We start from the raw sequence: 19,403 nt of genomic DNA, 5'->3' as shown, positions 1-19,403 counted from the left end.
TGAGGTTAATTCAGGCAAGGCACGGATCACACATTCCTCCGCCGGCCCTCCATCAGGTCGAGGATGGCGCGCGCCGCGTCCAGCACATTCGTGCCGGGGCCGAAGACGGCGGCAACGCCGGCATCGAGCAGGAACTGGTAATCCTGGCGCGGAATGACGCCGCCGACCACGACGATGACATCCTCGGCCCCGCGTTCCTTCAGCGCTGCGATCAGCTGCGGCGCGAGCGTCTTGTGGCCGGCGGCGAGCGACGACATGCCGACCACCTGCACCTTCTGCGAAACGGCGAGATCGGCCGCCTCCTCGGGCGTCTGGAACAGCGGGCCCGCCACCACCTGGAAACCGATATCGCCGAAGGCGGAGGCAATCACCTTGGCGCCGCGATCATGCCCATCCTGCCCGAGCTTGGCGACCAGCATCTTTGGACGAAGGCCGGTGGCTTCGGCATAGGCGGAAAGGCGGGTGGTCAGCGTCTGATATTCCGGATCCCCCGCATAGGCCGCGCCGTAAATGTCCGTCACCACCTCCGGCACGGCGGAATGATCGCCGAAGACCGAGCGCATCGCGTCGGAGATCTCGCCGACGCTGGCGCGGGCACGGGCGGCCTCCACCGCCTTTTCCAGAAGATTGCCCTCGCCCGTTTCGGCCACCGTCTTCAGCGCAGCAAGGGCCGCCTCCACCCGGGCCGGATCGCGCTGGCGGCGGATCTGTTCCAGCCGCCTGATCTGCGCATTGCGCACGGCGGTGTTGTCGATATCGAGAATGTCGATCGGCTCTTCGTTCTCAAGCCGGTACTTGTTGACGCCGACGATGATCTCCTCGCCGCGATCCACGCGTGCCTGGCGGCGCGTGGCGGCTTCTTCGATCAGGCGCTTGGGCAGGCCATCGGCCACAGCCTTTGTCATGCCGCCGAGCGCTTCCACCTCTTCGATCAGCGCCCAGGCCTTGTCCGCCAGCTCCTTCGTCAGACTTTCGACATAGTAGGAGCCGGCCAGCGGATCGACCACCTTGGTGACGCCCGTCTCGTGCTGCAGGATCAGCTGCGTGTTGCGGGCAATGCGGGCCGAAAATTCCGTCGGCAGCGCGATCGCCTCGTCGAGCGCATTGGTGTGCAGCGACTGCGTGCCGCCGAGCACGGCGGAGAGCGCCTCATAGGCCGTGCGGATCACGTTGTTGTAGGGGTCCTGTTCCTGCAACGAGACACCGGATGTCTGGCAGTGGGTGCGCAGCATCAGCGAGCCCGGCTTCTTCGGCTCAAACTCCTCCATGATCTTCGACCAGAGCAGGCGCGCGGCGCGCAGCTTGGCGGCTTCCATGAAGAAATTCATGCCGATGGCGAAGAAGAACGAGAGACGGCCGGCGAACTCATCGACATTGAGACCCCGCGCCAGAGCGGCACGCACATATTCGCGGCCATCGGCCAGCGTGAAGGCCAGTTCCTGCACCAGGGTCGCGCCGGCTTCCTGCATGTGATAGCCGGAAATCGAGATGGAGTTGAAGCGCGGCATTTCCTTGGCCGTATAGGCAATGATGTCCGCAATGATCCGCATGGAAGGTTCCGGCGGATAGATATAGGTGTTGCGGACCATGAACTCCTTCAGAATATCGTTCTGAATGGTGCCGGACAGCTGGTCGCGTGAGACGCCCTGCTCCTCGCCGGTGACGATGAAATTGGCAAGGATCGGGATCACCGCGCCGTTCATGGTCATCGACACGGAAATATCCTGCAGCGGAATGCCGCTGAACAGGATCTTCATATCCTCCACGCTGTCGATCGCGACCCCGGCCTTGCCGACATCGCCGACAACACGCGGATGATCGGAATCGTAGCCGCGATGGGTGGCGAGGTCGAAGGCAACGGACACGCCCTGCTGGCCGGCGGCCAGCGCCTTGCGATAGAAGGCATTGCTTTCTTCTGCCGTGGAGAAGCCGGCATATTGGCGGATCGTCCAGGGGCGGCCGGCATACATGGTGGCACGCGGGCCGCGCACGAAGGGCTTGAAGCCCGGCAGGCTTTCCAGATGCGCGACACCTTCAAGATCTTCCGCCGTGTAGAGCGGCTTGACGGGAATGCCCTCGGGTGTGTTCCAGACCAGCGCATCGGGCGATGTCTTCAGCTCCTTTTCCGCCAGGGCCTGCCAGTCTGCGACGGTTTTCTTGCTCATCGGGCTGATCCTCCAGAGGCCGACATCATGATCGGTGCGGCATTGAGATTGACGGGATTGCTACTCAGTAGCATATTGGATCTAGTCTTCTCGGGAGCCTTGAGCCATGACCGTAAAAGCATCCGTCTCGATCTCCGACCAGCAGGACGCGTTTGCCCGCCGGCTGGTTGAGGAAGGTCGCTATTCCAGCGTGAGCGCCGTGGTGCAGCAGGGGCTGGAACTGCTGCGTGAGCAGACCGAGAGGAAAGAGGCGGAGCTTGCGGCGTTGCGGGCTCTGGTCGATGAACGACGCAAGGGGGCCTTCCTGACCATGGAAGAAAGCCATGCACAAATCGAGGCTTTGATTGCTCGAAAGAAGGCCGAATACGGTGTATGACTGATGGCTTGGTACTGCACCTATGTCCCATAGCTTTGGAGTATCGGCGAGGTGCCTTTGGATAAGACCGGCATAGCCGGATACCCCCCTCTGCCCTGCCGGGCATCTCCCCCTCAAGGGGGGAGATCGGCATGAAGCAAGGCCTTAGCAGACAGTAATCGTAGGAATCCGGGTAGCCCTTAAAGCGTGTGAGGGTATGCGAGAGGGTTCCACACCCGATCTCCCCCCTTGAGGGGGAGATGTCCGGCAGGACAGAGGGGGGTGAAGCCGCACACCCCATTTTCACTCGAACTCCATGATCATTTCATCGACAGCAAGGCTCTGACCGGCACTCGCGGCGACGCGCTTCACCACGCCGCGGCGTTCGGCCTTCAGCACGTTTTCCATCTTCATGGCTTCGACGGTCGCCAGCGTCTGGCCGGCCTCCACCGTATCACCCGGCTTGACCGCCACGCTGGTGATGACGCCCGGCATGGGGCAGAGCAGCATTTTCGAGGTGTCCGGCGGCAGCTTCACAGGCATGAGTTTGGCGAGGTCCGCAACACGCGGTGAGCGGACGCGGGCCGCGACATCCATGCCGTTGAGGCGAAGGCGAATGGCGGAGCCGATCAGATCCACCTTCACGCCCAGCCTTTCGCCATTCAGCACGAAATGCGCATGCGTCTGTCCGGGATGCCAAGAGCCGGCCACCGTGACGCTCTCGCCGCCCTCGGCGAAGGTCACGATCTCCGCCTCCGCCGTGCCCGAAAGGCTGATGGCATGGGCATCGTCGCCGAGCTTGACCACCCAGTCCCGTCCCACCACGCGGGCATGGTTGCCGATGGTGCCTGAGATCTGTGTCGCGCGGACTTGAACCCTCGCATTGACGACAGCGGCAATCGCCGCCAGCTTCCGCGAGGATGCCGCATCCGGCGCCACGCCGGAAAAGCCCTCCGGAAACTCTTCCGCGATATAGGCCGTCGTCAGCCGGCCGGAGCGGAATCGCTCCTGCCCCATCACGGCCGAGAGGAAGGGCAGATTGTGGCCGATACCTTCCACCTGAAAATCATTCAGCGCCGCCGCCATGGCATCGATCGCAACGGCGCGCGTCTCGCCCCAGGTGCAGAGCTTGGCGATCATCGGATCGTAATACATGGAGATCTCGCCGCCTTCGTAGACACCGGTATCGTTGCGCACCACGGTGCCATCGGCCTGAACGCCTTCGACGGGCGGGCGGTAGCGGCTGAGCCTGCCGATGGAGGGCAGGAAGTTGCGGAAGGGATCTTCCGCATAGAGCCGGCTTTCGATCGCCCAGCCGTTGAGCTTCACATCGGCTTGCGTCAACGAAAGCTTCTCGCCCGAGGCGACGCGGATCATCTGCTCGACAAGGTCGATGCCGGTCACGAGTTCGGTGACCGGATGCTCGACCTGCAGGCGGGTGTTCATTTCGAGGAAATAGAACCTGTTGGCCTTGCCATCGACGATGAATTCCACCGTGCCGGCCGAGTGATAACCGACCGCTTTTGCCAGCGCCACCGCCTGTTCGCCCATGGCACGGCGGGTCGCCTCATCGAGGAAGGGCGACGGCGCCTCCTCGATGACCTTCTGGTTCCGGCGCTGAATGGAGCATTCGCGCTCTCCGAGATAGAGGCAGTTGCCAAATTTGTCGCCCAGAACCTGGATTTCGATGTGGCGCGGCTCGGTCACGAATTTCTCGATGAAGATGCGGTCATCGCCGAAAGAACTTTTCGCCTCGTTCTTCGAGGACTGGAAGCCTTCGCGGGCTTCCGCATCGTTCCAGGCAATGCGCATGCCCTTGCCGCCACCACCGGCAGAGGCCTTGATCATGACGGGATAGCCGATGGATGCGGAGATTCTCACCGCCTCGTCGGCATCCTCGATCAGGCCCATATGGCCGGGCACGGTGGAAACGCCGGCTTCCGCGGCAATCTTCTTCGAGGTGATCTTGTCGCCCATGGCCTGGATCGCGCCGACCGGCGGGCCGATGAAGGTGACGCCTTCCTTTTCCAGCGCCGCGGCAAACAGCGGGTTTTCCGAGAGAAACCCGTAACCCGGATGCACGGCATCCGCGCCGGTCTTTCGGATCGCGTCCAGAATCTTGTCGATGACGATATAGGACTGCGACGAGGGTGCCGGACCGATATGCACCGCCTCGTCGGCTTCGCGCACATGCAGCGCATTGGCATCCGCATCGGAATAGACGGCGACCGTCTTGATGCCCATCTTCTTTGCCGTGCGGATGACGCGGCAGGCGATTTCGCCCCGGTTCGCTATGAGAATTTTCTGGATCGGCATTCCGTCACCCCTCCGCAACGTCTTCGAAGGCCTGCGGAAAATTCTTCCGCGCCACGGCCTCATTCAGCTTTAGCTTGGCGGTGTAGGAGGCCGGATCGAAGCCGCGTTCGGCAGCGATCACCTCGCGCCCGAACAGGCGGCTGAGCCGCTCGCCATCCAGATTGCCGCGTTCGAACGGCTCGGTGCCAAAAAAGTGCCAGAGCGCCTGCACGAAACCGATATCGGCCAGCGCCACCGTCTGGTCCAGCGTGCGGTAACGCGGCATGGCGTAGAGCTTGGTGACCTTCGAATTGGCGCGGCGCAGGGTGTACTGCCATTGTGTGCCCGGCAGACCGAGAGGAAAACCGCGATGCTTCGGCATTTCGGGGATCTTGGCCATCATCCGCGCTCCGGCACAAAAACGAATGTGGGCATCATCAGACCTCAAACACGTCGTCGAAGGATTCGGGAAAATTCTGGCGGGCGACGCGTTCGTCGATGCGCAGCAGCGCCTCGTAGGACATCGGGTCAAAGTCCTTCTCCACCGGAACCACCTCACGGCCGAACAGCAGGTTGAGGCGGGCGGCATCCAGATTGCCGCGCTCGAAGGGCTCAGACCCGAAATGATGCCAGAGCGCATGCAGGAAGGCCGCATCGATGCGGTGTTCCTTGCTGCCGGGGCGCGCCTTGCGCGGCAGCGCCTTGATGGGCGTCACACCCTTCGGATTGGCACGGCGGATGGTGAACTGGACGCCGGTTCCGGGCATGCCGCCTGGAAAACCGCGATGTTTCGTCATGTCGGGCAGGGCCACGGTGTTCTTCTCCAGTCCTTCAATGTGTCTATTGGCGCGGAAGCCAGCCCCGCGCCGGGTGGCCTCCCCCCGGCTGATGGCGCGAGGGGAAACCCTATGTCGTTCATGTCAGAGCGTCAGCGTATCGAAATCGGATGCCGCATGGCGTTCGGGCAGGAAGGTGCCGGGGTCGCCCGAGGCCTTGTTGACGATGGAGCCGCGCTTGACGCCGGTGCGCGCGGCAAGCTGCCGTGCCCAGCGCCCCAGATGCTCGTAGTCCCCGGTGGAGAGGAATTCGCCGGCATTCGGATAGGAGCTGTCGAGAGCCAGCCGGCCATACCAGGGCCAGATCGCCATGTCGGCGATCGAATACTCGCTGCCGCCGACGAATTCGCTTTCCGCCAGGCGGCGGTTCAGCACGTCGAGCTGGCGCTTGGTCTCCATGGCATAGCGATCGATCGCATACTGGATCTTGACCGGCGCATAGGAGAAGAAGTGGCCAAAGCCGCCGCCGACGAAGGGCGCCGAGCCCATCTGCCAGAACAGCCAGTTCATCACTTCCGCCTTGGCGCGCGGATCGGAAGGCAGGAAGGCGCCGAACTTTTCGGCGAGATAGACGAGGATGGAACCGGATTCGAACAGGCGCACCGGCTCGCCGCCATCCTTCGGCTGATGATCCATCAGCGCCGGGATCTTGGAGTTCGGGTTGACCGCGACGAAGCCGGAGCCGAACTGCTCACCCTTGCCGATGGTGATCAGCCAGGCATCATATTCGGCATCGGTGTGGCCGGCGGCCAGCAGTTCTTCCAGCAGGATGGTGACCTTCTGGCCGTTCGGCGTGCCGAGCGAATAAAGCTGCAGCGGATGGGTGCCGACCGGCAGTTCCTTCTCATGGGTCGGGCCGGCAATCGGCCGGTTGATGGAGGCGAACTGGCCACCATTGCCAGGCTCCCAGGTCCAGACCTTGGGCGGCTCATAGCCGGCGGGCAGATTGTTTTCCGGCGGAAATTTGGTGTCGGTCATCAGAGAATATCCTAGCTTTGAAAGGGAGGCGAACGGAACGCCCGCGATGATATAGGAAGAGGACGGTTACGTTTCGCCACCTTCCGTTCTTTTTCCCTTTCACCTCGATTTTATTCGGCCGCCTCGGCCGGTGGCTTGGCGCCGGGGGCGGCGGCGCCGATGATCAGAGCCTTGGCGCTGATATACTCGTCCAGGTCCTCCCACCCTACGGCATCGCCGAACGGAAGGATCTGCCATTTCTTCCGGTCCTCTGGCGAGGCTGCGAACAGGTTTGGATACCACCATAACGGCGCTTCGATCTTTCGCCCGTCCTGCATCCTGAACAGCAGCGTTTCCGTGCCAACCTCCACATCGGCAATGAGCAACTGCTTGTCATCAATGTCCAAAGTAGTCATGCCATGCCTCCGTAAACGCCTGCCGATGGCGTGCGACGACCTTCAAAATATCATTCACCTCATGCGGCGCAAAACCTGCATTGCGCGCCACCCGAAGATCGGCCAGCCACACCTTCAACTGCTTTCCATCCTTCAACACATGGACATGCGGCGGCTCGCCCACCTCCATGGAATAAAATAGGAAGCGATGACCATGCCACCGCAGGAGGACCGGCATCTTGCCTGCCTCCTCACAGCGGAATGGTGTCGTGCTTCTTCCAGTGCGTCGTCACCTGCTTGTTGCGCAGGCTCGCGAAGGCGCGGGCAATGCGGCGGCGGGAGGAATGCGGCATGATCACCTCGTCGATGAAGCCGCGCTCTGCCGCCACGAAGGGGTTGGCGAAACGCTCCTCGTACTCTTTCGTCCGCGCCGCGATCTTCTCCGCGTCACCCAGTTCCGAGCGGTAGAGGATCTCGGTGGCACCCTTGGCGCCCATCACCGCGATTTCCGCCGTCGGCCAGGCATAGTTGACATCCGCGCCGATATGCTTGGAGGCCATCACGTCATAGGCTCCGCCATAGGCTTTGCGCGTGATCAGCGTCACCATCGGCACGGTCGCTTCGGAATATGCGAACAGGAGTTTCGCGCCGTGCTTGATGACGCCGCCATATTCCTGCGCGACACCCGGCAGGAAACCCGGCACATCGACCAGCGTCAGGATCGGGATCGAGAAGGCATCGCAGAAGCGCACGAAGCGGGCCGCCTTGCGGGAGGCATCGATATCGAGGCAGCCGGCCAGCACCATCGGCTGGTTGGCGACGACGCCAACCGTCTGGCCTTCCAGCCGGATGAAGCCGGTGACGATGTTTTTCGCGAAAGCCTCCTGGATCTCGAAGAAATCGCCCTCATCGGCAATCGCGTAGATCAGTTCCTTCATGTCGTAGGGCTTGGTGGCCGAATCCGGGATCAGGCTGTCGAGGCGCATTTCCACGCGCGCAGGATCATCGAAGAAAGGCCGCAGCGGCGGCTTCTCGCGGTTGTTGAGCGGCAGGAAATCGAAGAGCTGGCGCACGGCTTCCAGCGTCTCGATATCGTTCTCATAGGCCGCATCAGCGACGGAGGACTTCTTTGTGTGGGTGGAAGCGCCGCCCAGTTCTTCTGCGGTGACGATCTCGTTCGTCACGGTCTTCACCACGTCCGGGCCGGTGACGAACATGTAGGATGAGTCGCGCACCATGAAGATGAAATCGGTCATGGCCGGCGAATAGACGGCGCCGCCCGCGCAGGGACCCATGATGACGGAGATCTGCGGAATGACGCCGGAGGCCTCCGCGTTGCGGCGGAAGACCTCCGCATAACCGGCGAGCGACGCGACACCCTCCTGGATGCGCGCACCGCCGGAATCGTTGAGGCCGATCACCGGCGCGCCGACCCGAACCGCCATATCCATGATCTTGCAGATTTTTTGCGCATGGGTTTCAGAGAGGGAGCCGCCCAGAACCGTGAAATCCTGGGAGAAGACATAGACCTGGCGGCCGTTGATGGTGCCCCAGCCGGTGACGACACCATCGCCCGCCACCTTCTGCGCGTCCATGCCGAAATCGACGCAGCGATGGGTGACATACATGTCGTATTCTTCGAAGGAGCCCTCGTCGAGCAGCACCTCGATGCGCTCGCGCGCGGTCAGCTTGCCCTTGGCATGCTGCGCATCGATGCGCTTCTGCCCGCCCCCCAGCCGCGCTTCGGCGCGGCGGGCTTCCACTTCGTTCAAGACTGCACGCATGCTGCCTCCCAGATTCTGCTTTTCCCCGTGTTGTATCCTGCTGGACCTGCACGCGAAACATGGATTTTCGTTGAATGGGTGGCGGTGTGTAATCTATGAATATGCAAACTGCATTTTGCGAAGTTGCAAATCATGGCAATCGGAAAACTCTATATCGGGCGCAAGGTGCGCGAACTCAGGGATGCGGCACGCGCCACGCAGGCGCAGTTCGCCGACCGGCTCGGCATCTCCACCAGCTATCTGAACCAGATCGAGAACAACCAGCGGCCCGTTTCCGCCGCCGTGCTGCTGGCACTGGCGGAAAAATTCGGCATCAGCCTTGCCGAACTTTCCTCCGGCGAAGGGGACCGGCTGCTATCCGCCCTGTCGGAGGCGCTCTCCGACCCGCTGTTTGACGGCTACCATGCGAGCCTTGCCGACCTGAAGCTGGTGACGCAGAACGCGCCGGGGCTGGCGCATGCACTGATCACCGCCCATCAGGCCTATCGCCGCTCCAGCGAGCAGCTGGCCAGCATGGATGACCGGCTGGGACGCGCGGCGCTGACAGAGGCCACGCCCTATGACGAGGTGCGCGACTATTTTCACTTCGTCGACAACTACCTGCACGATCTGGATGTGGCCGCCGAAACGCTGGCCGGCGAACTGGGGCTCGGCGGCGGCGAGAACCATGCGGCGCTGCAGCACCATCTCGGCACCCGCTTCGGCATCGTCGTGGAGCGCGCCGTACTTGCCGACGACCTGATCCGCAGCTTCAACCCGGCGACCCGCCGCCTGCTTCTGAATGCCTATGCGACGCCCGCGACGCGCGATTTCCAGATGGCGCTGCAGATCGCCCAGTTGCACGCCACAGACATGATCGAGCGCATGGTGCGCGAAGCAGGCTTCCGTACGGCAGAGGCGGCCGATATCTGTCGCATCGGCCTGCAGAACTATTTTGCCGGCGCGCTTCTCCTGCCCTATGAGAACTTCCTGAAACGGGCCCGCGCGCTGCGCCACGATCTCGACCTGTTGGCCGCCCATTTCGGCGCGAGCCTGGAACAGGTCTGCCATCGCCTCAGCACGCTGCAAAGACCGGGGCAGAAGGGGGTTCCGATCTTCTTCGCCCGCGTCGACCGGGCCGGCAACATCACCAAGCGCCATAGCGCGGCAAAGCTGCAATTCGCCCGTTTCGGCGCCGCCTGTCCGCTCTGGAATGTGCATCAGGCCTTCGAAATGCCGGGCCGCATCATCCGCCAGCTGGCGGAAACGCCGGATGGCGTGCGCTATCTCTGCCTTGCCACGCAGATCACCAAGGGCAGCGGCGGCTTTCGCGCCGTTCAGCCGCGCTATGCGCTGGCGCTCGGCTGCGAGATTTCCGACGCCGGAAGCTTCGTCTATGCCGACGACCTCGATCTCGACAATCGCGCTGCCTTCGAGCCAATCGGCATATCCTGTCGCATCTGCGAGCGGCACACCTGCCCGCAGCGCGCCATGCCGCCCCTGAAAAGCCGGCTTGCGGTCGATCACGACAACCGCTCGATCATTCCCTACCGGATCGTCTGAGGGGTCAGGACGTCAGAGGCTTTCGCAGACGGCGGCGCGCAGTTCTTCCGGATAGGCGCCGTTGCAGCCTTCCAGCGCATTGTTGGTGAGGCTGACCACCGTCACGCCCTGATCCGGCAGCATGAACCAGGTATTGCCATAGACGCCGCCCCACTGCACGGCACCAGCCGGCAGCGCCGTCATGGCCGCTGCCGGATCGGTGATGATCGCGCCGAAATAGCCGAAACGCTGGCCGGGATTGCCGGGCACATCGCCGATCTGGTTGGAGAGGCCGGCCTCGGCCATCTCGCGGGAAAACAGCGGCTCGCCGCCGGTGCGGATCGCCTCCAGCAGCCGCATCACATCGCGCGCCGTGCCGACCATGCCGGCACCGCCGGACTGGAAGGCGCGGCTGTTGAAGATGCGCGACGGCGAGAAGAAGGCCTCGAAGGTTTCGGTCTTTGCGTGCCAGGGATCCGGCATGCGCACCGGCCCCTCGGACGAATCGGCATAGGCGACGGCAAGCCGCGACAGGTCCGTGACGTGGAAACGCGCATCCTTCATCTGCAGCGGGCCGGCGACATGCACGATCACCGCATCCTCCAGCGAGGCGCCATGCACCTGCTCGATCACCGCGCCCAGCACGTCGATGGCGGTGGAATAGAGCCACTGTGCGCCGGGGCGGAAGGCCAGCGGCGTGCCGCTCAACCGCGAAAAATTCTCCTCCAGCGACAGGCTGGTATCGCTGAGGCCCTGGTTGACGGCGCGCTCTGCCGAACGCTGCTCAAGGCCTGCGTCATAGGAGAGACCCGCGGTGTGGGTGATGAGATGGCGCACGCGAATATCGGCCGGCGCACCGTCCGGATCGAGCGGGCGGAACCAGGGCAGATGATCGGTCACGGCATCATCGAGCGAAAAAAGTCCGCGCTCGACCATAGCCAGCGCGGTGGCCGCCACGATCGGCTTGGTAACGGAGGCATAGCGGAAGATGGTATCGAGGCTGACCGGCACGCCGGCTTCGCGATCCTGATAGCCGACTGCGCGCTCCAGCACCGGCACGCCGTCGCGGTAGACCAGCACCACGGCACCGGTGATGCGACCGCTCGCCGTCACCTGATCGAGAAGGCCATTCACACGATCCAAGGACACGGCCGACACTCCCCACAAAAACCAAAGGACGTATCATGTCTCCATGATCCGTCCCTCGAATGCAAGCCAGGAATGTAAGCGTCAGGCGACAGCCCGCGCAAGCGCGCACCGCGACCACAACTGATGCAGCGCACCGACCAGATGCTCTATATCACCATCCGAATGCAGCGGCGTCGGCGTGATGCGCAGGCGTTCGGTCTTGCGCGGCACCGTCGGGTAGTTGATCGGCTGGACATAGATGCCGGAGTGATCCAGCAGCAGGTCCGAGATCCACTTGCACTTGGCGGCATCGCCGACCATGACCGGCACGATGTGGCTGGGGTTCGGCATGTGCGGAATGCCACGGGCATCGAGCGAGGCGCGCAGCTTGCGCACGCGATCCTGATGGCGGGCGCGCTCGAAGGGGCTTGCCTTCAGGTGGCGGATCGAGGCGAGCGCGCCTGCGGCGAGCGCCGGCGGCAGGGCCGTCGTGAAGATGAAACCGGAGGCAAACGAGCGAATGAAATCACAGACCGCATGCGATCCGGTGATGTAACCGCCCATCACGCCGAAGGCCTTGCCGAGCGTGCCTTCGATGATGGTGATGCGGTCCATCAGACCCTCGCGCTCGGCAATGCCGCCGCCGCGCGGACCATACATGCCGACCGCATGCACTTCATCGAGATAGGTCATGGCGCCGAACTCGTCGGCCAGATCGCAGATCTCCTTGATCGGTGCGATATCGCCATCCATCGAATACACGCTTTCGAAGGCAATCAGCTTCGGAGCCTTCGGATCAGCGACCGCAAGCTTGGCGCGCAGGTCGTCCAGATCGTTATGCTTCCAGATCACGCGCTCGCACTTGCCATAGCGGATGCCCTCGATCATCGAGGCATGGTTCAGCGCGTCGGAATAGATGATGAGGCCGGGGATCTTGGCACCCAGCGTGCCAAGCGTCGCCCAGTTGGACATGTAGCCGGAATTGAAGATGAGGGCGGAATCCTTGCCGTGCAGATCGGCCAGTTCCTGCTCCAGAAGGACGTGGTAGTGGTTGGTGCCAGAAATATTCCGGGTGCCTCCCGCACCCGCGCCACAGTGATCGATCGCCTCATGCATGGCGGCGATCACGGCCGGATGCTGGCCCATGCCGAGATAGTCATTCGAGCACCAGACGGTGACGTCACGCTTGCCTTCCGCAGTGTGGCGAGTGGCACGGGGAAAATTGCCGCGATGCCGCTCGAGATCGGCGAACACGCGGTAACGACCTTCCTGGTGAAGGCTGTCCAGCTCGCCCTTGAAAAATGCCTCGAAATCCATTCTCACACTCCAGAACCTGCGCCTTTTGTCGGTCGCAGCTGCTTTGGCGTCAACCCCGACGGGTACAAATCACAGTCGCCTGCGGCATTTGGCCCATTTTTTTGAACAATTCCAATTTGAATTTATGACGGTATCGATAAGAGAAAGTTGATTCACATCAAGACCAGGGCAAAAAGCGCAAAAAAGGGGCGGCCGAAACCGCCCCAGTTGCTCGCCTTGGAACCTTTAGAGCGATGCCTGCACGGCGCGCTTCGCCATGACCCGCACCAGATTGGCGCGATACTCGGCCGTGGCATGCAGATCCGACATCAGCTGGGCCGGATCGACAGAGACATTAGCGACTGATTCGGGTGCCCAGGAGGACAACAGCGCCGCCTCCATCTCCGGCACCCGGAAGACGCCGCTAGAACCGGCACCGGTGACGGCAACACGCGCGCCGCCCGCCGTCTTCGCCACGAAGACGCCAGTGATCGCATAGCGTGAGGCAGGATTCGGGAACTTGGCATAGCCTGCCTTTTCCGGCGCCTCGAAGCGGAAGGCAGTGATCATCTCCGCCTCTTCCAGCGCGGTATCGAACATGCCGAGGAAAAAATCATCGGCCGCGATCTCCCGCCGGTCGGTCACCACGGTGGCATTCAGCGCCAGGACGGCGGAGGGATAATCCGCCGCCGGATCGTTGTTGGCGACCGAACCGCCGATCGTTCCCATGTTGCGCACATGCGGATCGCCGATCAGGCCAGCGAGATGGCAGAGCGCCGGACAGACGGTCCGCAGAGCCGCAGAGCCGGCCACATCCGCGTGCGGGGTAGCGGCACCAATCCGCACGGAGCGCCCCTCGACGGAGATGCCCCTGAGATCCGCAATGTGGCGCAGGTCGATGAGGTCCGACGGGGCCGCCAGACGCTGTTTCATGGTGGCGATCAGCGTCATGCCGCCGGAGACATAGCGCCCCTCGTCATGCGAGGCGCGCAGATTGACGGCTTCGCCGACGGAGGATGCACGGTGGTAGCTGGTAGCATACATGATGGTCTCCCCCTTTTCTCTATTCGGCGGCCATCGGCATGGCGGCACCCTGCAGGGCGGTCCACACCTTCAAGGGCGTTGCCGGCATTGTCAGGTATTTTATGCCGATCGCATCGGTGATCGCGTTGATCAGTGCCGGCGGCGAGCCGATGGCACCCGCCTCGCCGCAGCCCTTGATGCCGAGCGGATTGCCCGGGCACGGCGTGTTCTGGTGCGAGAGCGTGAACGACGGCAGGTCGTCGGCGCGCGGCATGGCATAATCCATGTAGCTTGCCGTCAGGATCTGGCCGGTGGCCTCGTCATAGCGCACCTCTTCCAGGAGCGCCTGGCCAATGCCCTGGGCAAGCCCGCCATGCACCTGACCTTCGACGATCAGCGGATTGATGATGTTGCCGAAATCATCCGCCGCCACGAACTGGACAATCTCCGTCTTGCCGGTTTCCGGATCGATCTCGACCTCCGCGATATAGCAGCCGGCCGGGAAGGTGAAGTTGGACGGATCGTAGAAGGCGCTTTCCTTGAGGCCCGGCTCCATGCCGGCCGGCAGGTTGTGCGCGGTATAGGCGGCAAGCGCCACCTGGAACCAGGGCAGCACCTTGTCCGTGCCCGCCACCTTCAACTCGCCATTCTCGATGACGATATCGCTCTCGTCGGCCTCCATCAGGTGGGCGGCGATCTTCTTCGCCTTCATCTCCACCTTGTCGAGCGCCTTGACGATGGCCGACATGCCGACCGCGCCGGAGCGCGAACCATAGGTGCCCATGCCCATCTGCACCTTGTCGGTATCGCCATGCACGATGTTGACGCTCGAAATCGGTACGCCGAGGCGGTCGGCCACCAGCTGGGCGAAGGTGGTTTCATGGCCCTGGCCGTGGCTGTGCGATCCGGTCAGCACCTCGATGGTGCCGACGGCGTTGACCCGCACCTCCGCCGATTCCCACAGGCCGACACCGGCACCAAGGGAACCAACGGCTTGCGAGGGCGCGATGCCGCAGGCCTCGATATAGCAGCTCATGCCGATGCCGCGCTTCTTGCCACGCCGTTCGGCCTCTGCCCGGCGGGCCGCAAAACCGTCCCAGTCGGCGGCCTGCATGGCCGCGTTCAGCGAGGCCTCATAATCGCCCGCGTCATAGGTCATGATGACGGGCGTCTGGTAGGGGAAGGATCGGATGAAGTTCTTGCGGCGAAGCTCCGCCGGCGACAGGCCGAGTTCGCGCGCCGCCGTCTCCATGGTCCGCTCCAGAAGATAGGTGGCTTCCGGACGACCGGCGCCGCGATAGGCATCGACCGGTACCGTATTGGTGTAGACGGTGCGCACATTGGCGTGGATCGCCGGGATCGCATACTGGCCGGAGAGCAGCGTCGCATAGAGATAGGTCGGCACTGCCGAGGAGAAGAGCGACATATAGGCGCCGAGATTGGCGATGGTATCGACCTTCAGCGCGGTGATGCGATGATCCTTGTCGAAGGCCATCTTCACCTTCGACACATGGTCGCGGCCATGCGCATCGGTGAGGAAGGCCTCGGTGCGATCCGACGTCCACTTCACCGGCACGCCGGTCTTCTTGGAGGCCCAGAGACAGACGATCTCTTCCGGATAGATGTAGATCTTCGAGCCGAAGCCGCCACCGACATCCGGTGCAATCACCCGCAGCTTGTTTTCCGGCGCCACATTGTAGAACGCACTCATCACGAGGCGCGCCACATGCGGGTTCTGGCTGGTGGTGTAGCAGGTGAAGTGGTCCTCCGCGCTGTCATAGATGCCGAGCGTGGCGCGCGGCTCCATCGGGTTCGGCGAGAGGCGGTTGTTGAGGATCTCGATCTCGGTGACGTGCGCGGCCTCGGCAATCGCCTTGTCGGCAGCCAAGGCATCGCCGATCTGCCAGTCGAAGATCAGGTTGCCGGGGGCTTCCGGATGGATCTGCGGCGCGCCATCGCCAAGGGCTGCGAGCGAGGTGGTGACCGCCGGCAGCTCGTCATAGTCGACGATGACGGCTTCGGCCGCATCGCGGGCCTCGGCGGCGGAATCCGCCACGACGATCGCCACGGCATCGCCGACATAGCGAACGGTGTCCACGGCGAGCGGACGCCAGGCGCCCATCTTCATCGGCGAGCCGTCCTTCGAGTGGATCATCCAGCCGCAGATGAGATTGCCGATGCCATCGGCCTGCAGCTGGCGGCCGTCCAGCACGTCGATCACGCCCGGCATGGCCTTCGCCGCCGCGGCATCAATGCCGGTGATTTTTGCATGCGCATGGGGGCTGCGGACGAAATACGCGAACTTCATGCCCGCAACGACCATGTCGTCGGTGTAGCGGCCCTTGCCGGTGAGGAAGCGCTTGTCTTCCTTGCGGGCCACGCGTGCACCAATACCTTCCATTCCCATTATCGTCTCCTCCAGAAACGAGCGAATAGTGAGTGGCGAATAGCGAATAGGGGAGAGGGAACGCGACGGGCCGCACAGCGGCCAACTCTTCGCTATTCGCTACATCCTATTCGCTTCTGTCTACTCGGCGGCCTGCCGCGCGGCGCCGTGCATCTCTTCATTGGCGGCAAGAACCGCCTTGACGATGTTGTGATAGCCGGTGCACCGACAGATATTGCCTTCCAGCTCGTGGCGAACCGTCGCCTCGTCGAGCGCGCCGCCGTGGCGGCCGATCATGTCCACCGCGGTCATCACCATGCCGGGCGTGCAGAAGCCGCATTGCAGGCCGTGATGCTGATTGAAGGCCGCCTGCACCGGATGCAGTTCGCCCTGCGCGGCGATGCCCTCAATGGTCGTGACGGTGGAGCCGGAGGCCTGCACCGCCAGGATGGAACAGCTTTTGACAGACCTGCCATCCATGTGCACCACACAGGCGCCGCACTGGGTGGTATCGCACCCCACATGCGTGCCGGTAAGCCCCAGCTTCTCGCGGATGAAGTGCACGAGCAGGGTGCGGTCGTCGCACTCGCCCGACATCGTCCGGCCGTTCACCGTCAACGTCACTTTCGCCATATTGTCCTCCTCCTGCCCCATGGAAGGGGCGCGTGTCTCCTCAAACACGGTGCCCATCATTTGCCTTTTTTGGCGGGGGATCAACAGTTACTTTCCGGGCATTTCCTATTTGTCAGGGCACGAGATTGCCATTTTGTTAAGCGAAAGCCGAAAGATGCGTCTGGACTTACGGTTTTCGAATCTTATCCTCCTCTCCATCGGGGTTGCCTCGGGTGGCCGCAGATCGGGAACGACCGGCTTCGAAACGGCCGACGCTGACAAGAAAACGGAGAGAGTCATGATGAAAAAGGCTTTGGTACTTCTGGTGATGGGCCTCACCGTCGCCGGTTGCTCGCAGACGGAAAAGGGCGCCGGCATCGGCGCCGGCACGGGCGCCATCATCGGCGGTCTGGCAACCGGCAATGTGCGCGGTGCTGCCGTTGGCGCCGCGATCGGTGGCGTTTCGGGCGCGCTGATCGGCTCGGTCTCGGAACAGCCGGGACAGTGCTACTACCGCGACCGTTACGGCAACCGCTACGTGGACCGTTGCCCGCGTTGAGGCAGGGTTTCGTCCAGGCATGAACGCTGGCCCCGGGGGCAACTCCGGGGTCTTTTCATCGGACAATGACAGGAATCCGATATTCAATCGCTGAATTCACTGATAAATTAGCAGGATATCAATCGGGCCATGACGGTCCGCAGGGTGGGAACGCCGAAACTGAGTGTGCGTAACGACATGCCGGGGCCAGGACGCGCGCGTGCGCTGCAGAGGGCCGCAGTCGCAGCTTTCCTTGCAGCGAGCGCCCTGTCATGGCCGGGATTCGTTCAATCGGCCCACGCCTTCAAGATCTTCGGCATCACGCTGTTCGGCAGCGACGAGGAGAAGGAAGAGGTGATCGATCCGGTCGCCTATACTGCGTCCCTTTCGGCGCCCGGCGCCGACACGGCGCTGACGGAACGGCTGGAGACGACCGCCACCCTGGTGCAGGACGCTAATGCGCCGGTCTCGGGCGATCTCGGCCTCGTGGTCAAGGCGCGCGAGGACCGGGAGCGGCTGGTGGCCGTGCTTTACGAGGAGGCCCGCTATGGCGGCGTGGTGCGCATCACGATTGCCGGCACGGATCTCGACAGGCTTCCCCCCACGCCGAGCTTTGACCGCAGCCGGCCGGTTCCGGTCTCGATCACCATCGATCCCGGCCCGGTGTTTACCCTCGGCGCCGTGCACCTCAAGGGCGATGCCGCCAAGCTTGACCCCAAAACCTACGGACTCGTGCCGGGCGGACAGGCGGGATCCGTGCGCCTCATCCAGGCGGGCGAACGCATCGTGCGGGACCTCAAGGCCGAAGGAAGACCGCTGGCCCGGCTGGTGACGCGTGACGTGGTGGCCGATCACGCCACCCGCACCGTCGACGTGACGCTGAAAGCCGAAAGCGGACCAGTCGCCGACCTCGGCAGCGTCAGTGTCAAGGGCGCGCGCGCCGTCTCTTCCGATTTCATCCGCCGCTATTCGCGCCTGGACGACAACCAGACCTATTCGCCGGACCAGTTGAAGAAAGCCGCCGAGCGCCTGCGGGCGCTGAGCGCGCTCTCCAGCGTCACCATCCGCGAGGCCGATCATCTCGCACCGGATGGCTCCTTGCCGCTGACGATCGAGGTGTCCGAAGGCAAGTTCCGCTATTTCGGGGTCGGCGCCAGCTATTCCTCGCTGGATGGCGCGGGCCTGAACGGCTACTGGGGCCATCGCAACCTGTTCGGCGAGGCGGAAACCCTGCGCATCGAAGGCAGTGTGTCGGGCCTCGGCGCCACCACGGATTACACGTCCTTCGACTACAAGGCGGGCATCTATTTCACCAAGCCCGGCGCGTTCCTGCCGCGCATCACCTGGGATGCGAGCCTGGTGGCCAAGCGCGAAACGCCGGATACCTACACCGCCAACTCGCTGACAGCGCTTTCGAAACTCTCCTACGAACTGAACGACCGAGACACCGTGGGCGCAGGTTTCGAGGTGGCGCTCAGCGAAAGCGAGGATGCCTTCGGCAGCAATACCTACCTCACCCTCTCGCTTCCGATGACCTTCGAGCGCGACGCGCGCAACAACAAGCTCGATCCGACCGACGGCTTTCGCCTGACGGCCGGAGTGACACCAAGCTACGAGGCGCTCGGCGGCGCCGTGTTCTCCTCCTTCGAGGGCTCGGCCTCCGGCTATCTCGGCATCGGCAACAGCGACCGGCTGGTGCTGGCCGGCCATCTGGCCGCCGGCTCCGTGGTGGGTGCAAACAGCCTGAAGGACATTCCTACCACCCGCCGCTTCTTTGCCGGCGGCGGCGGCTCGGTGCGTGGTTACGCCTACCAGGAGATCTCACCCTACAACGATGCCAACGAGGCGACCGGCGGTCGCTCCTACACCGTGGCCTCTCTTGAAGCCCGCTTCAAAGTGAACGAAAAGATCGGGATTGTTCCGTTTTTCGACATCGGAACCGTCTCGACCGAAATCGTGCCCGATTTCTCTGATATTCGTATGGGCACTGGCCTTGGCCTGCGCTATGCAACGCCGTTCGGCCCTTTGAGGCTGGATGTTGCGCTGCCGCTGAATCGCTTTGATGGCGGCAGCCGATACGGTATCTATGCGGGCATCGGACAGGCATTCTGA

General features: G+C 63.1%; 17 protein-coding genes. 4 read left to right on the top strand and 13 right to left on the bottom strand.

Annotation, left to right across the window (positions count from 1 at the left end):
* Positions 1-26 precede the first annotated feature (26 nt).
* Positions 27-2,165: a methylmalonyl-CoA mutase gene (gene scpA, locus FNA46_RS20750; RefSeq protein WP_143127119.1), complete on the bottom strand. Its 2,139-nt coding sequence runs from the start codon at positions 2,163-2,165 to the stop codon at positions 27-29.
* Between the two features lie 106 nt (positions 2,166-2,271).
* Between scpA and FNA46_RS20745 the strand changes: the two genes are divergently transcribed.
* Positions 2,272-2,541, top strand: a complete 270-nt coding sequence (locus tag FNA46_RS20745) for a type II toxin-antitoxin system ParD family antitoxin (RefSeq protein ID WP_143127118.1) — start codon at positions 2,272-2,274, stop codon at positions 2,539-2,541.
* A 282-nt stretch (positions 2,542-2,823) separates the two neighbouring features.
* On the opposite strand, the gene FNA46_RS20735 is transcribed toward FNA46_RS20745, so the two are convergent.
* The 7 genes from FNA46_RS20735 to FNA46_RS20705 all read right to left on the bottom strand — a co-directional run bounded on the left by FNA46_RS20735 (position 2,824) and on the right by FNA46_RS20705 (position 8,787).
* A complete protein-coding gene (locus FNA46_RS20735) occupies positions 2,824-4,836 on the bottom strand; it encodes an acetyl-CoA carboxylase biotin carboxylase subunit (RefSeq protein WP_143127117.1) in 2,013 nt (670 codons plus the stop codon).
* 4 nt (positions 4,837-4,840) lie between these two features.
* The gene (locus tag FNA46_RS20730) at positions 4,841-5,215 is read right to left on the bottom strand and encodes a hypothetical protein (protein WP_143127116.1); all 375 of its coding nucleotides are present in this window, start codon (positions 5,213-5,215) and stop codon (positions 4,841-4,843) included.
* 37 nt (positions 5,216-5,252) lie between these two features.
* Complete coding sequence (locus tag FNA46_RS20725; protein ID WP_143127177.1) at positions 5,253-5,612, bottom strand: hypothetical protein; 360 nt, start codon at positions 5,610-5,612, stop codon at positions 5,253-5,255.
* Between the two features lie 123 nt (positions 5,613-5,735).
* Complete coding sequence (gene yghU, locus FNA46_RS20720) at positions 5,736-6,629, bottom strand: glutathione-dependent disulfide-bond oxidoreductase (RefSeq protein WP_143127115.1); 894 nt, start codon at positions 6,627-6,629, stop codon at positions 5,736-5,738.
* A gap of 110 nt (positions 6,630-6,739) precedes the next feature.
* Entirely contained in the window at positions 6,740-7,024 is a 285-nt protein-coding gene (locus FNA46_RS20715; protein WP_143127114.1) for a DUF2442 domain-containing protein, read from the bottom strand.
* Entirely contained in the window at positions 7,005-7,241 is a 237-nt protein-coding gene (locus tag FNA46_RS20710; protein WP_143127113.1) for a DUF4160 domain-containing protein, read from the bottom strand. The genes FNA46_RS20715 and FNA46_RS20710 overlap by 20 nt, the downstream gene beginning before the upstream one ends.
* A gap of 13 nt (positions 7,242-7,254) precedes the next feature.
* Positions 7,255-8,787 carry an acyl-CoA carboxylase subunit beta gene (locus FNA46_RS20705; protein ID WP_143127112.1) on the bottom strand — a complete coding sequence of 511 codons (1,533 nt, stop codon included), beginning with the start codon at positions 8,785-8,787 and terminating at the stop codon, positions 7,255-7,257.
* A 132-nt stretch (positions 8,788-8,919) separates the two neighbouring features.
* Here FNA46_RS20705 and FNA46_RS20700 point away from each other — a divergent pair, with 132 nt between their 5' ends.
* Entirely contained in the window at positions 8,920-10,329 is a 1,410-nt protein-coding gene (locus FNA46_RS20700) for a helix-turn-helix domain-containing protein (RefSeq protein WP_143127111.1), read from the top strand.
* 12 nt (positions 10,330-10,341) lie between these two features.
* On the opposite strand, the gene FNA46_RS20695 is transcribed toward FNA46_RS20700, so the two are convergent.
* From FNA46_RS20695 to FNA46_RS20675, 5 genes are all read right to left on the bottom strand, one after another.
* The gene (locus FNA46_RS20695; RefSeq protein ID WP_246103253.1) at positions 10,342-11,457 is read right to left on the bottom strand and encodes a serine hydrolase domain-containing protein; all 1,116 of its coding nucleotides are present in this window, start codon (positions 11,455-11,457) and stop codon (positions 10,342-10,344) included.
* An 81-nt stretch (positions 11,458-11,538) separates the two neighbouring features.
* The gene (gene hemA, locus FNA46_RS20690) at positions 11,539-12,753 is read right to left on the bottom strand and encodes a 5-aminolevulinate synthase (RefSeq protein ID WP_143127109.1); all 1,215 of its coding nucleotides are present in this window, start codon (positions 12,751-12,753) and stop codon (positions 11,539-11,541) included.
* Between the two features lie 225 nt (positions 12,754-12,978).
* Positions 12,979-13,776, bottom strand: coding sequence for an FAD binding domain-containing protein (locus FNA46_RS20685; RefSeq protein ID WP_143127108.1), 798 nt, complete (start codon positions 13,774-13,776; stop codon positions 12,979-12,981).
* Positions 13,777-13,795: 19 nt separating this feature from the next.
* A complete protein-coding gene (locus FNA46_RS20680; RefSeq protein WP_143127107.1) occupies positions 13,796-16,162 on the bottom strand; it encodes a xanthine dehydrogenase family protein molybdopterin-binding subunit in 2,367 nt (788 codons plus the stop codon).
* Positions 16,163-16,282: 120 nt separating this feature from the next.
* On the bottom strand, positions 16,283-16,774 hold the full coding sequence (locus FNA46_RS20675; protein WP_143127106.1) for a (2Fe-2S)-binding protein: 492 nt from the start codon (positions 16,772-16,774) through the stop codon (positions 16,283-16,285).
* A gap of 280 nt (positions 16,775-17,054) precedes the next feature.
* Between FNA46_RS20675 and FNA46_RS20670 the strand changes: the two genes are divergently transcribed.
* Positions 17,055-17,312, top strand: a complete 258-nt coding sequence (locus tag FNA46_RS20670) for a YMGG-like glycine zipper-containing protein (protein WP_143127176.1) — start codon at positions 17,055-17,057, stop codon at positions 17,310-17,312.
* A gap of 177 nt (positions 17,313-17,489) precedes the next feature.
* Positions 17,490-19,403, top strand: a complete 1,914-nt coding sequence (locus FNA46_RS20665) for an autotransporter assembly complex protein TamA (protein WP_143127175.1) — start codon at positions 17,490-17,492, stop codon at positions 19,401-19,403.

The organism is Affinirhizobium straminoryzae (assembly GCF_007004135.1).
Taxonomy (GTDB): domain Bacteria; phylum Pseudomonadota; class Alphaproteobacteria; order Rhizobiales; family Rhizobiaceae; genus Neorhizobium; species Neorhizobium straminoryzae.
The sequence above is the reverse complement of the archived record's forward strand: the minus strand, read 5'-3'. Positions and strand labels throughout refer to the sequence as shown.

Excerpts from the sequence above, each read along its gene's own strand:
- scpA (WP_143127119.1), bottom strand. The coding sequence starts at position 2,165 with ATGAGCAAGAAAACCGTCGCAGACTGGCAGGCCCTGGCGGAAAAGGAG.
- FNA46_RS20745 (WP_143127118.1), top strand. The coding sequence starts at position 2,272 with ATGACCGTAAAAGCATCCGTCTCGATCTCCGACCAGCAGGACGCGTTT.
- FNA46_RS20735 (WP_143127117.1), bottom strand. The coding sequence starts at position 4,836 with ATGCCGATCCAGAAAATTCTCATAGCGAACCGGGGCGAAATCGCCTGC.
- FNA46_RS20730 (WP_143127116.1), bottom strand. The coding sequence starts at position 5,215 with ATGGCCAAGATCCCCGAAATGCCGAAGCATCGCGGTTTTCCTCTCGGT.
- FNA46_RS20725 (WP_143127177.1), bottom strand. The coding sequence starts at position 5,612 with ATGACGAAACATCGCGGTTTTCCAGGCGGCATGCCCGGAACCGGCGTC.
- yghU (WP_143127115.1), bottom strand. The coding sequence starts at position 6,629 with ATGACCGACACCAAATTTCCGCCGGAAAACAATCTGCCCGCCGGCTAT.
- FNA46_RS20715 (WP_143127114.1), bottom strand. The coding sequence starts at position 7,024 with ATGACTACTTTGGACATTGATGACAAGCAGTTGCTCATTGCCGATGTG.
- FNA46_RS20710 (WP_143127113.1), bottom strand. The coding sequence starts at position 7,241 with ATGCCGGTCCTCCTGCGGTGGCATGGTCATCGCTTCCTATTTTATTCC.
- FNA46_RS20705 (WP_143127112.1), bottom strand. The coding sequence starts at position 8,787 with ATGCGTGCAGTCTTGAACGAAGTGGAAGCCCGCCGCGCCGAAGCGCGG.
- FNA46_RS20700 (WP_143127111.1), top strand. The coding sequence starts at position 8,920 with ATGGCAATCGGAAAACTCTATATCGGGCGCAAGGTGCGCGAACTCAGG.
- hemA (WP_143127109.1), bottom strand. The coding sequence starts at position 12,753 with ATGGATTTCGAGGCATTTTTCAAGGGCGAGCTGGACAGCCTTCACCAG.
- FNA46_RS20685 (WP_143127108.1), bottom strand. The coding sequence starts at position 13,776 with ATGTATGCTACCAGCTACCACCGTGCATCCTCCGTCGGCGAAGCCGTC.
- FNA46_RS20680 (WP_143127107.1), bottom strand. The coding sequence starts at position 16,162 with ATGGGAATGGAAGGTATTGGTGCACGCGTGGCCCGCAAGGAAGACAAG.
- FNA46_RS20675 (WP_143127106.1), bottom strand. The coding sequence starts at position 16,774 with ATGGCGAAAGTGACGTTGACGGTGAACGGCCGGACGATGTCGGGCGAG.
- FNA46_RS20670 (WP_143127176.1), top strand. The coding sequence starts at position 17,055 with ATGAAAAAGGCTTTGGTACTTCTGGTGATGGGCCTCACCGTCGCCGGT.
- FNA46_RS20665 (WP_143127175.1), top strand. The coding sequence starts at position 17,490 with ATGCCGGGGCCAGGACGCGCGCGTGCGCTGCAGAGGGCCGCAGTCGCA.